This window comes from Streptomyces pristinaespiralis (assembly GCF_001278075.1).
In the GTDB taxonomy this organism is placed as follows: domain Bacteria; phylum Actinomycetota; class Actinomycetes; order Streptomycetales; family Streptomycetaceae; genus Streptomyces; species Streptomyces pristinaespiralis.
The window spans coordinates 938,881-953,179 of sequence record NZ_CP011340.1 but is presented as its reverse complement, the minus strand read 5'-3'; the positions used below and the strand labels follow the sequence as shown (position 1 = coordinate 953,179).

The window sequence follows — 14,299 nt, the reverse complement described above, 5'->3', positions numbered from 1 at the left end:
TACCCCGCCGCCGGGGAGCAGACTGGGACCAGAAGTGTTTCCGCCCGGCGGTGGGCACGCGTACAGCGTGGGGCAAGCGGTGACCGCGGCATCTCCTGCCGCGTCGAAGAGCAGGACCGCGGCACCGAGCCCGTGACACGGGGGGTTTCAGGAGACCGCCATGACTGTTCACAAGGTCGGTCAGGACATCAGCGTCCTCAACGACTGCCTCGAAGTCCCCGGCATCGGCTTCCTCCCCGTCAACGCCTTCGTGCTCCACGCCGCGGAGCCCGTCGTCGTCGACACGGGCGTCGGGCTGCCGGACCGCGACTTCCTCGGCACGCTCGGTTCGGTCGTCGACCCCGCGGATGTGCGGTGGATATGGCTGACGCATCCCGACCGTGACCACACAGGCGGGCTGTTCGCGCTGCTGGACGCCGCACCGCGCGCCCGTCTCGTCACGACCTTCCTCGGCGTCGGCATCATGTCGACGGAGCGGCCGCTCCCGCTGGACCGCGTGTATCTGCTCAACCCCGGCCAGACGCTGGACGTCGGCGACCGTACGCTCAGGGCGTTCCGGCCGCCGCTGTTCGACAACCCTGCCACCACCGGCTTCTACGACGACACGTCGCGCGCCTGCTTCAGCTCGGACTGCTTCGGCGCTCCGATGCCGACCGCCGAGCTGGCGAGCTCCGACCACGCCGGTGACGCCACGGAGGAAGAACTTCGCGACGGTCAACTGCTCTGGGCCACCGTGGACAGCCCGTGGATCCACAACGTCGACACCGCCAAATACCTGGCCACCGTCCAGGCAGTGCGCGAGATGGAGCCGGAGGCGGTCCTCAGCACGCATCTGCCGCCGGCCGTCGGCATCGCACCGCGGATGATCGACACCATCTCCGGAGCACCGGGTGCAAACCCGTTCGTCGGGCCGGACCAGGCGGCGCTCGAGCAGATGCTGGCCTCGTTCGAGCCGGAAGGGACCCCGGCGGCCCCGGTCGTGCCCGGCTGAGGCGGCCGGCCGTGGTCGGCGGGGGCCGGTGACGGCGCTAGCATCGCGATCATGCTGGCGCTGCTGCACACCTCCCCCGTCCACATACCCGTCTTCGACGCGCTGAGGGACACCGGCCGTCCGTCCCTGGAGCTACGGCACCTCGTCCACGGTGAGCTGCTGGCCCGCGCGATGGCCGAAGGGCCGCAGTCCGTCGCCCCCGCGGTGGAGGAGATCCTTGCCGCGGCGGTGGCCGAGGGCGCCACGGCGGTGCTGTGCACCTGCTCCACGATCGGGCAGGTCGCGGAGGCCTGCGCGCCACGCCTCGGCGTCCCCGTGCTGCGGGTGGACCGGCCGATGGCCGCCGCCGCGGCCCTGCACCGGCGGATCGTCGTGGTCGCGGCGGTGCGCAGCACGCTGGAACCGACGGCCGCGCTCATCAGGGAAGAGGCCGCCGGGCGCGACATCGACCTGAGCACCCGGCTCGTCGACGGCGCATGGGAACGCTTCGAGGCGGGGGACCAGGACGGCTACCTGGACGCCGTGGCCGGGGCACTCGACGAGGTGCGCGGTGCGGACGTGATCGTGCTCGCCCAGGCCTCGATGGCGGACGCCGCCGGCCGCACGAGCAACCACGTGCCCGTGCTGTCCAGCCCGGGCACGGGCTTCCACGCCGCAGCCGCGGCGGCGGGCGTCTGACCTGCGCTTGTCGCCACGGCCGGCGCTGCTCGCGGGCCCGCCCGGGGCGCCCGTCGCACGGCGCGCTGCTGCCGACGGGGCGGTTTCGCCACTGCGGCCGGCCTGCATCCGCGCGCCCGTCACAGCTGCCGGCCCCATCCGCGCCGGCTGCTGCCGGGCTTCCTCCGCGCGGGACGCTGCCGGCGGCGTTCACCCCGCCGACTCCGCGCCGTGACTGGATCGGTCCGGAACGGGAACGCGGTACGGGACTGCGGAACGGAAGGATCCCTCACAGAGATCCGTCCCGCGGAACGGAAGAGATCCATGACGTCCCCGGGAGGCCGGCATGACGCACCCGAACCCCGCACCCGCACCCCCGGTGCCCACTCCGGACCCGGGGCCGCCGCCGGACCCGGGTCCGATGCCGGGTCCTGTGCCGACCCCGAGCCCGCCGCCGGTACCCCCGCCGGATCCGATACCGCAGCCGCCGGGGCCCGGTCCGCAACCTGTCCCGGATCCGGAACCCCAGCCGGGACCGGCCAGTGCTTGACCCGAACGCACGGCCCGCCCTGCGCCCGGCCGGTTCCTGCCGGAGCGGCCCTGCGCCCGGCGCCTGACGAAGCCGCCCCGCCCTCGTCCGGCGCCCGACGAAGCAGGCCCCACCCTGCGCCCGGCGCCTGACGGAACAGCCCGGAGCAGCCGGAACAGCCGGAACAGCCGGAACAGCCGGAACAGCCGGAACAGCCGGCACAGCCGGCACAACCCGGAACAGCCGGAACAGCCAGCACAACCCGGAGCCGCCCCGCCCCACCGGGTCAGGGCGGCTCCCGCCGTGCGTGTCAGTCGGACGCCACCTCCGAGCGGTCGCCGCCCCACAGCGTGTGGAACGACCCCTCACGGTCGGTCCGCCGATAGGTGTGCGCGCCGAAGAAGTCCCGCTGTCCCTGCGTGAGCGCGGCGGGCAGCCGCTCCGCGCGCAGCGCGTCGTAGTAGGCCAGCGCGGCGGCGAAGCCCGGCGTCGGCACGCCCTCCCTGACGGCCGTCGCGACGACGTCCCGCCAGTCGTCCTGGGCCGCGCCGATCTCCTCGGCGAACTGCTTGTCGGCGAGCAGGCTCGGCAGGTCGCGCTGCTCGTCGTACGCCCCGCGGATACGGTCGAGGAACGCGGCCCTGATGATGCAGCCGGCACGCCAGATCGCGGCGACCGAGCCGGCGTCGACGTCCCAGCCGTACGCCTCGCTCCCGGCCTGCACCTGGTGGAAGCCCTGCGTGTACGACACGATCTTGGACGCGTACAGCGCCTGCTCGACACGGTCGGCGAAACGGCCTGCCGCCTCGGCGTCGAGGGCCCGCGGCTGAGGGCCGGGGAGCGAGCGCGACACCTCCCTCAGGCCCGCGTGACCCGACAGCGAACGCGCGAAGACGGCCTCCGCGATGCCGGAGACGGGCACGCCCAGGTCGAGTGCGATCTGCACCGTCCAGCGGCCGGTGCCCTTCTGCTCCGCCTGGTCCATGACGATGTCGACGAACGGCTCGCCCGTGTCCGCGTCCGTGTGCGCGAGCACCTCGGCGGTGATCTCGATCAGATACGAGTCCAGCCGCCCCCTGTTCCAGGTGCGGAAGGTCTCCGCGATCTGCGCGGGGGAGTAGCCCGCCACCGTGCGCAGCAGGTGGTACGCCTCCGCGATGAGCTGCATGTCCGCGTACTCGATGCCGTTGTGCACCATCTTGACGAAATGGCCGGCGCCGTCCGGCCCGACGTGGGTGACGCACGGTGTGCCGTCGGGGGCCTTCGCGGCGATCCTCTCCAGCAGCGGGCCGAGCGAGGCGTACGACTCGGCCGAGCCGCCCGGCATGATGCTCGGACCGTGCAGGGCGCCCTCCTCGCCGCCGGAGATCCCCACGCCCACGAAGTGGATGCCGCGCTCCCGCAGTTCCTTCTCGCGGCGCCTGGTGTCGGCGAAGTGGGCGTTGCCGCCGTCGATGATGACGTCGCCCTCCTCCAGCAGCGGTGCGAACTCCTCGATCACCGCGTCCGTGGGCTCACCGGCCTTGACCATGATCACCAGGCGGCGCGGCCGCTCCAGTGCGGCGACGAACTCCTCCGGCGACTCGGCGGCGACGAACGTCCCCTCGTCCCCGAACTCCTCCACCAGTGCGCGCGTCCTGGCGGCCGTGCGGTTGTGGACGGCCACCGTGAAGCCGTTGCGGGCGAAGTTGCGGGCAAGGTTGCGGCCCATCACCGCGAGACCTGTGACGCCGATCTGAGCTGTTCCACTCATGCCTGTGCTCCTGGGAGTCCGTAGGAATATGCCGCCCCTACGCATACGCAGGGACACGGCCGGCCATTCATCGATCCTCGAGCCGTGCGGAGGCTTCCGCACGCGGTCATTGTGGGCCCGCGGGCGCCGTTCGGGCACCGTGGCGCCCCAAGCGGGCAGCAACGGGCTCCGCTTCCGGCCGCCGCGCGCACCTGACCAGCCGGGACGCGTTCCGGTGAACGGGCACGAACGGGCACAGGGTGACGCGCGGAGACGCTGGTCGAGCGCCCTCGGTTGCTTGTACAAACGACACACGGGCCCGAACGGACGTCGCGCCCTGACAAGCAGCAGAGCATCAGCACCACATGAGCAGGGATGTGTGCCGTGGACACCGAGGAACGCCGACGGGGAATTCTCGACACGGCCCGGCGTGACGGGTCGGTCGACGTCAACCGGCTGGCCGACCTGTTCCGGGTGGCCAAGGAGACCATCCGCCGCGACCTCCACACCCTGGAGGAGCACGGACTGGTGCGGCGCACCCACGGCGGGGCCTATCCGGTCGAGAGCGCCGGCTTCGAGACGACGCTCGCGACCCGTACCACCCGCCATGTGCCGCAGAAGTCGCGGATCGCGGCCGCCGCGGCCGATCTGCTCGGTGATGCCGAGACCGTCTTCGTCGACGAGGGTTTCACCCCGCAGCTCGTCGCCGAGGCGCTGCCACGCGACCGGCCGTTGACGGTGGTCACCGCGTCGCTCGCGGTGGCGACCGTCCTCGCGGACGCCGAGAAGACCGCGGTGCTGCTCCTCGGCGGGCGCGTACGCGGCGGGACCCTGGCCACGGTCGACCACTGGGCCACCAGGATGCTCGCCGGCTTCGTCATCGACCTGGCGTACGTCGGCGCCAACGGCATCTCCCGCGAATACGGTCTGACCACCCCCGACCCGGCCGTGAGCGACGTCAAGGCGCAGGCCGTGCGCAGCGCACGCCGCCGGATCTTCACCGGCGTGCACACCAAGTTCGGTGCGGTCAGCTTCTGCCGCTTCGCGGAGGTCGGCGACTTCGAGGCCATCGTCACCGACGCCGGACTCCCTTCGGCGGAGGCACAGCGCTATTCGCTGATGGGGCCGCAGGTCATCCGCGTCTGACCCCCGTCCGCACCGGGACCCCGGCCGGGACCCGCCCACAGCCCCACATCCACTTCCGTCGCCGCCGCACCGGGCCACGGGCAGGTCCGCCATGCCACGGCACGACGGAACCGGAGCCGCTACCAGTGATCAGGAGAACAGATGCCCCACCAACGACGACGACAGCGGATCCGCGTCCGTGTGGGCGCGAGCGCTGCGGCCATGGCCCTCCTCGCCGGGTGCGCCGGCGCGGGCGGCACCTCCTTCGGGGGCGGTGACGCGCTCAACGTGCTCATGGTCAACAACCCGCAGATGGTCGAACTGCAGAAGCTGACCGCCCGGCACTTCACGAAGGAGACCGGCATCAAGGTCAACTTCACGGTCCTGCCGGAGAACGACGTCAGGGACAAGATCAGCCAGGACTTCTCCAACCAGGCCGGCCAGTACGACATCGCGACCATCAGCAACTTCGAGGTCCCGTTCTTCGCCGAGAACGGCTGGCTCCACCCGCTCGACGACTACACCCGCGCCGACACCGCCTTCGACCAGGACGACATCCTCGAACCGGTCGCCCAGTCGCTCACCTACGACGGCACGCTCTACGCGGAACCGTTCTACGGCGAGTCCTCCTTCCTCATGTACCGCAAGGACGTCTTCGAGGCCGAGGGTCTGCGGATGCCCGACAGGCCCACGTGGACCCAGGTCGCCGGCCTCGCCGCCCGGGTCGACGGCGCGGAGAAGGGCATGAAGGGCATCTGCCTGCGCGGACTGCCCGGCTGGGGCGAGGTCATCGCCCCGCTCACCACCGTCGTCAACACCATGGGCGGGACCTGGTTCACCAAGGACTGGCAGGCCCGGCTGGACTCGCCCGAGTTCAAGAAGGCCACGCAGTTCTACGTCGATCTGGTGCGCAAGCACGGGCAGTCCGGCGCCGCCCAGTCCGGCTACGCCGAGTGCCTCAACAACATGACCCAGGGCAAGACCGCCATGTGGTACGACGCCACGGCGGGCGCCGGATCGCTCGAGGCGGCCGGTTCACCGGTGAAGGGCAGGATCGGCTACGTACCGGCGCCGGTGGAGAAGACCGACAGCTCCGGCTGGCTCTACACCTGGGCCTGGGGCATGCAGAAGGCCTCCAAGAAGCCGGACAAGGCATGGAAGTTCATCTCCTGGGCGTCGAGCAAGGAGTACGAGGCCCTGGTCGGCGCCACGAGCGGCTGGGCCGACGTACCCGCGGGGAAGCGGGCGTCCACCTACGACCACCCGGAGTACCTGAAGGAGGCCGGGGCGTTCGCCGGCGTGACGAAGGAGGCCATCGCCGGCGCCGACCCGCGCAGCCCCGGCACCCAGCCCCGCCCGACGGCGGGCATCCAGTTCGTCGGCATCCCCGAGTTCACCGACCTCGGGACGAAGGTCTCCCAGGAGATCAGCGCGGCCATAGCCGGCCGCCAGTCCGTCGCGCAGGCCCTCAAGGCCTCGCAGTCACTGGCCGAGAAGGTCGCCAAGGAGTACCGGTGAGTACATCCCTCAGCACACCGCCGAACCCACCCGCGCACACCGCGCCCGCCGAACCGTCGCGTCACCTGCCGCCGCAGGCGGCCCGGAGCAACCGCGCGCGTGCGTGGGCGACCCGCGCACCGCTGCTGCCCGCGCTGGTCTTCCTCGTCGCCGTCACCCAGCTGCCCTTCGTGGCGACCCTGGTGATCTCCCTCTTCGACTGGAACTCCCTCGATCCCGAGGATCGCGCCTTCACCGGCCTGTCGAACTACGCCTCCGTGTTCACCGACCCGGCGCTGCGCGAATCGGTCCTCACGACCGTGCTGCTCACGGCGAGCGTCGTCGTCGCGAGTGTCGTTCTCGGGCTGGTGCTCGCGCTGCTCCTCGACCGTGCCTTCCTCGGCCGCGGCCTGGTGCGCACCCTGCTCATCACCCCGTTCCTGCTGGTCCCCGTCTCGGCCGCGCTGCTGTGGAAGCACGCGCTCTACAACCCCGAGTACGGGCTGTTCAACGGCGCGCTCAGTTGGGCCGCCGGACTGCTCGGCATCGATTCGCCCGCCCAGCCCGACTGGATCTCCGAGATGCCGCTGCTCGCCGTCGAGGCGGCCCTGGTGTGGCAGTGGACCCCGTTCATGATGCTGATCCTGCTGGCCGGACTGCAGAGCAGGCCCGCGGAGATGATGGAGGCCGCCCGGCTGGACGGCGCGGGGAACTGGCAGATGTTCCGCTACCTGACCCTTCCGCACCTGCGCCGCTACCTCGAACTGGGCATCCTGCTCGGCTCGGTGTACATCGTGCAGAACTTCGACGCCGTCTTCACGATCACCTCGGGCGGCCTCGGCACCGCCAACCTGCCGTACACCGTCTACCAGACCTTCTACCAGGCCCACGAGTACGGACTGGCGTCCGCCGCGGGAGTCGTCGTCGTGATCGGCACCATCGTCGTCGCGACCTTCGCACTCCGGGTGGTCTCGTCCCTCTTCCGTGAGGAGGCGACCCGCGCATGACCACCGCCGCACACCCGACACGCCACCAACTGCCGCCCGCCGCCCGCAAGGCGAAGCGCCGCTCCGCCGCCCTCGGCCTGCTGGCCTGGGCCGCCGGGATCAGCTTCTGCCTGCCCGCCCTGTGGATGCTGCTCACCTCCTTCCACTCGGAGGCCGACGCGGCCACCAACCCGCCCTCCCTCGCCGCCTCCCTCACCCTCGACGGCTACCGTGAGTTCTTCGGCGGCGGCGGAGGCCCCACCCCGTGGCCGCCGCTGATCAACTCGCTGTCCGCGTCCGTCTTCTCGACGGTCCTCGTCCTGGTGCTGGCACTGCCCGCGGCGTACGCGCTCTCCATCCGCCGGGTGCGCAAGTGGACGGACGTGATGTTCTTCTTCCTGTCCACGAAGATGCTGCCGGTCGTCGCCGGTCTGCTGCCCGTCTACCTGTTCGCGAAGAACACGGGGATGCTGGACAACGTCTGGCTCCTCGTCCTCCTCTACACCTCGATGAACCTGCCGATCGCGGTGTGGATGATGCAGTCCTTCCTCTCGGACGTGCCCGTCTCCATCATCGAGGCCGCCCAGGTCGACGGTGCCCGGCTGCCCACCGTGCTCGCCAGGGTCGTCGCCCCCGTCGCCGGCCCCGGCATCGCGGCCACCGCACTCATCTGCTTCATCTTCAGCTGGAACGAGCTGCTGTTCGCACGGGTGCTCACCGGCGTCGTCGCCCAGACCGCCCCCGTGTATCTGACCGGATTCGTGACCAGCCAGGGCCTCTTCCTCGCCCAGCTGTGCGCCGCGTCCGTCGTCGTGTCCCTGCCGGTGCTCGCCGCCGGCTACGCCGCCCAGGACAAGCTCGTCCAGGGCCTCTCCCTTGGAGCCGTCAAATGAGGGCAGCGATCGTCGAAGCCCCCGGCAAGGTCGTCGTCACGACCGTCCCCGACCCGACCCCCGGACCGCGCGACGTCGTCGTCTCCGTGGCGTCCTGCGGACTGTGCGGCACCGATCTGCACATCCTCCAGGGTGAGTTCGCGCCGACCCTGCCGATCGTGCCCGGCCACGAATTCGCCGGCGAGGTCGTCGGCACCGGCAAGGACGTCACCGAACTGGCCGTCGGCGACCTGGTCGCCGTCGACCCCTCCCTGCACTGCCACGAATGCCGCTACTGCCGCAGCGGCCGCGGGAACCTCTGCGACCGCTGGGCCGCCATCGGCGTCACCGTTCCCGGCGGCGCCGCCGAGTACGCCGTCGCCCCCGTCGCCAACTGCGTCAAACTGCCCGGCCATGTCGACGTCAAGGACGCCGCACTCATCGAGCCGCTGTCCTGCGCCGTACGCGGCTACGACGTGCTCAGCGGCAACCTCGGCGCGGAAGTGCTCATCTACGGTTCCGGCACCATGGGCCTGATGATGCTCGAGCTGGCCAAACGCACCGGCGCGGCCTCCGTCGACGTCCTCGACGTGAACCCCGACCGGCTCGCCACCGCGGGGCTGCTCGGCTGCTCCGGCACGGCCGCTTCCGCCGAGGAACTCGACCGCCCCGGCGGCTGGGACGTCGTCATCGACGCCACCGGCAACGCCAAGGCGATCCAGGACGGCCTGGGACGCGTCGCCAAGGGCGGCACCTTCCTCCAGTTCGGGGTGGCCGACTACGCGACGACAGCGGTCATCGAGCCGTACCGCATCTACAACCAGGAGATCACCATCACCGGCTCCATGGCCGTCCTGCACAGCTACGAGAGGGCCGCCGCCCTCTTCGCCACCGGCGTCCTCGACCCGTCGGTCTTCATCAGCGACCGGCTGCCGCTGGAGCAGTACCCGCAGGCGGTCGAGCGCTTCAGCGCGGGCCAGGGCCGCAAGATCGTGGTGGAGCCGTGAACCGGGACGGGGTGCTGGTCCTGGGGGAGGCGCTGATCGACCTCGTACCCGAGCCGGGGGACCCGGATCTGCTGCGCGCACAACCCGGCGGCGCACCCGCCAACGTCGCGACGGGCCTCGCCCGGCTCGGCACACCGGTCTCCTTCGCCGGGACCCTCGGCGGCGACGCCTTCGCCCGGAGCATCGAACACAGGCTCACCGACGCGGGCGTCGACCTCTCCCTGTGCGGGCGTTCGCCTCTGCCGACCACGCTCGCCGTGGCCGACCCAAGACCGGAGGGCACGGCGTACCACTTCCACACCGACCGTACGGCCACCTTCCAGCTGCCCGACCGGACCGCCGACGTGCCGCGCTTCGGCGCCGTGTACGCGGGCGGGCTCGCGGCAGTCGTCGAACCGGCGGCGTCCGTCGTCGCCGCGACGGCACGCACGGCGGCCCGCGGCGGCCTGCTCGCCGTCGACCCCAATGTGCGCGAGGACCGCACCCTCGAGACCGGCACCGGCCTCGGCGTGCTGCGCGAACTGTGCGCGGCCGCCCACGTCGTCAAGGCCAGTGACGAGGACCTCGCCGGGCTGTGGCCGGGCCGGGACCCCGACGCGAGCTGCCGTGAACTCGCCCGCGGCGGCCGGCTCGTGGTCATGACCCGCGGCGCGCGGGGCAGCACCGCGTACACCGCGGCCGGGGCCGTGGTCACCGTTCCCGCCGCACCCGTCGACGTCGTCAACACCATCGGCGCGGGGGACGCGTTCATGGCGGGCATGCTCGCGTGGCTCGCCGCCGGGTCGTGGCGGCTCGATCTGTCCCCGGACCGGACAGAGGCGATGCTCGGCCACGCCTCCCGGGTCGCGGCGTCGGTCTGCGCGCAGGCCGGCACGGAGCCGGCGGTGCCGCTGCCGCGCTGAGCCCGCCCCACCGGCCGGCCGGCGCCCCGGCCGGCCGGTGGGCGTGCGCCCCTGTCCGCGGAGCGGCGACCGTGCCGGGGTATGTTGCGTGCCAGGGAAGGAGCACCATGGCGGACGGCAAGAGACGGACAGTGCGCGACCTGCGGCGCGGCAACCGCGCCCTGGTCCTGCAGCGGCTGTACTTCGACGGCCCGCTGAGCCGCCAGGAACTCGGGCCGGCCACCGGACTCAGCTCCGGCTCCATCAGCAACGTCGTCTCCGAGCTCGTCGCCGAGGGCCTCCTCGAAGAAGCCGGCATCGTCGACTCCGACGGCGGCAGGCCGCGGACCCTGCTGCGCGTCGCCGCCGGCAGCGGACTGCTGATCGGGATCGACATCGGCGAGACCCGCGTACGGGCCGAACTCTTCGACCTCTCCTTCACCGAGCTGGCCCGCACCGAGCGGCCCCTCGCCCAGCACGGCTACGACGTCGACCGCATCGTCTCCCACGTGCGGGCCGCCGTCGCCGACGTCCTGCGCGACGGCGACGCGGACCCCGGCCTGCTCCTCGGCGTCGGCATCGGCGTGCCCGGCATCGTCGAGCATTCCGCCGACGGCGCGGTCGTGCACGGCCAGACCATCGGCTGGAACGCCGTCCCCTTCGAGCAGTTGCTCCGCAAGGCCGTCGAAATCCCGCCTTCGGCACCGCTGTTCATCGACAACGGCGCGAAGACCCTCGGGCAGGCGGAGATGTGGTTCGGCGGCGGCCGGGGAGCGGCCTCCGCCGCGGTCGCCCTCATCGGCTCCGGTGTCGGCGCGTGCGTCGTGCACGCCGCGACGCCCGACGAGAGCGCCCGTACCGACGCCCTCGAATGGGGCCACACCGTGGTCCACATCCGGGGGCGGCGCTGCCGGTGCGGGTCCCTCGGCTGCCTCGAGGCGTACGCCGGCGCGGAAGCGCTCCGCGAACGCAGGCAGGAAGCCGGCGGCCCGGTGGCGGCCGACGCGGACGACGAGACGGCGCTGGCCGCGCTGCTGGCGGCCGCGTATCCCGCCGAGGGGCCGGCCGACCCTGCGGCCCTGGCCCTCCTCGACGAGACGGCCGAGTACCTGGGCGCTGCGGTCGCCGACCTCATCAACCTCTTCCGGCCCGAACGCATCCTGCTCGGCGGCTGGGCCGGACTCCAGCTCGGCCCGCACCTCCTGCCCCAGGTGCGGCGCTACGCGGCCGGGTACGCCCTCGAACACGCGGCCGCCCGCACGACGATCGAGCTGGGCCGGCTGGGCGCCGACGCGGTCACCGTGGGCGCGGCGACACTGCCGCTCTCCGACTTCCTCACGCGCGGGGGCACCCGCCCGGCGCGAGGCGTGTAGCCCCGGCGCTCGAGGCGGCGTCCGGGCCGGGCCGGGCCGCTGCGGCCGGGTGGCGCGGCGACCGTCCGGTATCGGCCAGCTCTGCGCTGAGACCTTGTCACTGTCCGTACCGGCCGCCTAAGTTGGCCGATTGCGACATGACCTGAAATGCGTCCAGGGGGAGCCCGTCATGGCCGGAACCGGTCGACACCGCAGATACCAGCCGAGCCGCATCAACCGCGCTTCCCTGACCGTCACGGCCGGCGGCGCCGGTATCGCGCTGCCCCTGGTCGGCGCCGGGTCGTCGCACGCCGCCTCCGTCGACGTCTGGGAGAAGGTCGCGGCCTGCGAGTCGACCGACAACTGGCGGATCAACAGCGGCAACGGCTACTACGGCGGTCTGCAGTTCAGCCAGGCCACCTGGGAGGCGTACGGCGGCCGCCAGTACGCCCCGCGCGCGGATCTCGCCACCAAGGACCAGCAGATCGCCGTCGCGGAGAAGGTGCTCGAGGCGCAGGGGCCGCGTGCCTGGCCGACCTGTTCCGTGAAGGCGGGGCTGACCCGTGGCGGTGACGCCCCGGAGATAACGCAGCCACGGCCCCAGGAGGCCGCTGCGCCGAAGCGGATCGCGCCCAAGGCCGCCGCGTCCCCCACGACCGTCCCGACGCAGCGCGAGGGCTACACGGTCGCCCGGGGCGACTCGCTCTCCCGGATCGCCCGGTCCGAACGTGTCGAAGGCGGCTGGCAGCAGTTGTACGCGCAGAACCGCACGGTGGTCGGCGACGACCCCGATCTGATCTTCCCCGGACAACGGCTCACCCTGCGGGGCAAGGCCGCGCCGCAGCAGGACCGGCGCACCGCCACCACCGCCCGGCCGGACCGCCCGGCGGAGAAGGTGAGACCCGAAGCGGCGCCGAAGCCGGCGCCGAAGACGGCCCCCAGGACCAGACCCGCCCCGAAGCCCGCCCCCGCGCCGAAGCCGAAGACCGCCCCCAGACCCGCCTCCAAGCCGGCGCCCGCGCAGAAGCCCCGCACCGAGGCCGCCTCCTTCGCCGCGCCCGTGGCCGCCGGGCCGTCCACCGCCTACCGCAAGACGGGTTCGTCCTGGTCGAGCGGCTATCACACGGGCGTCGACTTCGCCGTGCCCACCGGCACGTCCGTGAAGGCGGTCGCCTCAGGAAAGGTCGTCTCGGCCGGCTGGGGCGGCGCGTACGGGTACGAGATCGTCATCCGGCACAGCGACGGCCGCTACAGCCAGTACGCCCACCTGTCCGCGCTCACCGTGCGCGCGGGCCAGCAGGTGAGTGCCGGTCAGCGGATCGCCCGCTCAGGATCCACCGGCAACAGCACGGGACCGCATCTCCACTTCGAGATCCGTACGGGCCCCGGGTACGGCTCCGACATCGACCCCCTCGCCTACCTGCGGGCGAGAGGTGTGTCGGTCTGATCCCGCGCCGGGAGCCCGGCCCATGCGCTCGAGCGTGAGCAGGATCAGGCCGCCGGCGGCCACCACTCCGCAGGCGAGTGCCAGCACCGTGCCGAGCACGCCGTAGCGGAAGTCCTCGCCGAACATGGTGATGCCCACGACCGCCGCCACCACCGGATTGACGACGGTGACCGTCGCCAGGGGCGCGGCGAGGCCGGCGCCCCGGTAGGACGCCTGCGACAGGAGGAGGCCGCCCGTCGCCAGGGCGGCGATGACCGCGAGGCTCGGCCACTGGCCGAGCGGTGAGCTCCACTGCCAGTCCACGGCCACCGACTTGGTGAACACGGACGCGATGCCGAAGGCGACGCCCGCCGCTCCGGCCAGCAGGACGCTGCGCATGATCGGCCGGGGCATGCCCTGCGCCATCAGGAAGAGCAGCGCCACCGTGCCGAGGGTGACCGCCGCGAGGACGCCGCGGCCCGCGGTGCCCAGCGAGCGGGATTCCGCCTCCCCCGTGAGGGCGAGAAGCCCGGCGAGTCCCACGGTCGCCATGATGGCCCCGCGCCACGCGGTGCGGCCGGCTCCGCGGCGGACGAAGAGCGCGGCCATCGGCAGGGCGAAGACGATGGTGAGCGCTCCCAGCGGCTGGACCAGGCTCAGCGGGCCGTAGGCGAGTGCCACCACGTGCAGGACGGCTCCCACGCCGTTGAGGGCGACGGCGGCCCACCAGCGGCCCTGGTGCAGCGGGGCGTACGGCCTGGAAGGCGTCGTGGTCGCCACGTGTTCCTGAAGGATCGCCCCGGCCGCGTAGGCGACCGCCGAGACGAGTGACAGGAGCACGGACAGCGCGAGGGAGCTCATGGTCACCACCCTGTCCCGTGTCCGGCTTCACGTCGTCGTTCTTGAGCAGGCACTTGTGCGTACTACCGACGTAGTACGGGTGCAGTACCGAAGTCCCCCTTCCGGCGGGGGCGCGCTGTTCCGGGACGACTGCCGGACCGGTCGGCGCGCACGCGGTCCAACCTCCAGTATCCGTTCGGAGGCTGTCACCCGCATGCTTCTGCAACGCCGGCGAAGGGTCCGGTCTTCCGGACTCGGTCACGACCCGCGGGCGGCGCACGAGCGGCATGCCGACCGCCGCCCGGCCGAGTTCCCCGACAGGGCATGCCGGACCCCCATCCGGCATGCCCTGTCCCCCCTGGAAGTGGCCGGAGGCGCATACGCGACCGCCACGTCGGACCTGA

The 14,299-nt window shown here is 72.3% G+C and carries 12 protein-coding genes; 10 read left to right on the top strand and 2 right to left on the bottom strand.

Features of this window, described 5'->3' with window-relative positions:
* Window positions 1–160 precede the first annotated feature (160 nt).
* Window positions 161–991, top strand: a complete 831-nt coding sequence (locus SPRI_RS03880) for an MBL fold metallo-hydrolase (protein ID WP_005308513.1) — start codon at window positions 161–163, stop codon at window positions 989–991.
* 51 nt (window positions 992–1,042) lie between these two features.
* Complete coding sequence (locus SPRI_RS03875; protein ID WP_005308511.1) at window positions 1,043–1,669, top strand: aspartate/glutamate racemase family protein; 627 nt, start codon at window positions 1,043–1,045, stop codon at window positions 1,667–1,669.
* An 818-nt stretch (window positions 1,670–2,487) separates the two neighbouring features.
* On the opposite strand, the gene gndA is transcribed toward SPRI_RS03875, so the two are convergent.
* On the bottom strand, window positions 2,488–3,930 hold the full coding sequence (gene gndA / locus SPRI_RS03870; protein WP_005308508.1) for an NADP-dependent phosphogluconate dehydrogenase: 1,443 nt from the start codon (window positions 3,928–3,930) through the stop codon (window positions 2,488–2,490).
* A gap of 363 nt (window positions 3,931–4,293) precedes the next feature.
* On the opposite strand from gndA, the gene SPRI_RS03865 reads away from it, so the two are divergent.
* The 8 genes from SPRI_RS03865 to SPRI_RS03830 all read left to right on the top strand — a co-directional run bounded on the left by SPRI_RS03865 (window position 4,294) and on the right by SPRI_RS03830 (window position 13,076).
* A complete protein-coding gene (locus SPRI_RS03865) occupies window positions 4,294–5,055 on the top strand; it encodes a DeoR/GlpR family DNA-binding transcription regulator (RefSeq protein WP_037775860.1) in 762 nt (253 codons plus the stop codon).
* 141 nt (window positions 5,056–5,196) lie between these two features.
* Window positions 5,197–6,552 carry an ABC transporter substrate-binding protein gene (locus tag SPRI_RS03860; protein WP_005308505.1) on the top strand — a complete coding sequence of 452 codons (1,356 nt, stop codon included), beginning with the start codon at window positions 5,197–5,199 and terminating at the stop codon, window positions 6,550–6,552.
* 65 nt (window positions 6,553–6,617) lie between these two features.
* Window positions 6,618–7,538: a carbohydrate ABC transporter permease gene (locus SPRI_RS03855; RefSeq protein WP_050791676.1), complete on the top strand. Its 921-nt coding sequence runs from the start codon at window positions 6,618–6,620 to the stop codon at window positions 7,536–7,538.
* Window positions 7,535–8,410 carry a carbohydrate ABC transporter permease gene (locus SPRI_RS03850; protein ID WP_005308501.1) on the top strand — a complete coding sequence of 292 codons (876 nt, stop codon included), beginning with the start codon at window positions 7,535–7,537 and terminating at the stop codon, window positions 8,408–8,410. Before SPRI_RS03855 ends, SPRI_RS03850 begins: the two co-directional genes overlap by 4 nt.
* Entirely contained in the window at window positions 8,407–9,396 is a 990-nt protein-coding gene (locus SPRI_RS03845; RefSeq protein ID WP_005308500.1) for a zinc-dependent alcohol dehydrogenase family protein, read from the top strand. Before SPRI_RS03850 ends, SPRI_RS03845 begins: the two co-directional genes overlap by 4 nt.
* Window positions 9,393–10,298, top strand: coding sequence for a carbohydrate kinase family protein (locus SPRI_RS03840; RefSeq protein WP_053556692.1), 906 nt, complete (start codon window positions 9,393–9,395; stop codon window positions 10,296–10,298). Before SPRI_RS03845 ends, SPRI_RS03840 begins: the two co-directional genes overlap by 4 nt.
* Window positions 10,299–10,405: 107 nt before the next feature.
* A complete protein-coding gene (locus SPRI_RS03835; protein ID WP_078951204.1) occupies window positions 10,406–11,650 on the top strand; it encodes an ROK family transcriptional regulator in 1,245 nt (414 codons plus the stop codon).
* Window positions 11,651–11,819: 169 nt separating this feature from the next.
* Entirely contained in the window at window positions 11,820–13,076 is a 1,257-nt protein-coding gene (locus SPRI_RS03830; protein WP_005308495.1) for a peptidoglycan DD-metalloendopeptidase family protein, read from the top strand.
* On the opposite strand, the gene SPRI_RS03825 is transcribed toward SPRI_RS03830, so the two are convergent.
* A complete protein-coding gene (locus tag SPRI_RS03825; protein WP_182327892.1) occupies window positions 12,957–13,916 on the bottom strand; it encodes a DMT family transporter in 960 nt (319 codons plus the stop codon). The genes SPRI_RS03830 and SPRI_RS03825 overlap by 120 nt on opposite strands.
* Window positions 13,917–14,299: the final 383 nt, after the last annotated feature.

Bases quoted from the DNA above. Each gene is read 5' to 3' on its own strand.
- SPRI_RS03880 (WP_005308513.1), top strand. From the start codon at position 161: ATGACTGTTCACAAGGTCGGTCAGGACATCAGCGTCCTCAACGACTGC.
- SPRI_RS03875 (WP_005308511.1), top strand. From the start codon at position 1,043: ATGCTGGCGCTGCTGCACACCTCCCCCGTCCACATACCCGTCTTCGAC.
- gndA (WP_005308508.1), bottom strand. From the start codon at position 3,930: ATGAGTGGAACAGCTCAGATCGGCGTCACAGGTCTCGCGGTGATGGGC.
- SPRI_RS03860 (WP_005308505.1), top strand. From the start codon at position 5,197: ATGCCCCACCAACGACGACGACAGCGGATCCGCGTCCGTGTGGGCGCG.
- SPRI_RS03850 (WP_005308501.1), top strand. From the start codon at position 7,535: ATGACCACCGCCGCACACCCGACACGCCACCAACTGCCGCCCGCCGCC.
- SPRI_RS03845 (WP_005308500.1), top strand. From the start codon at position 8,407: ATGAGGGCAGCGATCGTCGAAGCCCCCGGCAAGGTCGTCGTCACGACC.
- SPRI_RS03835 (WP_078951204.1), top strand. From the start codon at position 10,406: ATGGCGGACGGCAAGAGACGGACAGTGCGCGACCTGCGGCGCGGCAAC.
- SPRI_RS03830 (WP_005308495.1), top strand. From the start codon at position 11,820: ATGGCCGGAACCGGTCGACACCGCAGATACCAGCCGAGCCGCATCAAC.
- SPRI_RS03825 (WP_182327892.1), bottom strand. From the start codon at position 13,916: ATGAGCTCCCTCGCGCTGTCCGTGCTCCTGTCACTCGTCTCGGCGGTC.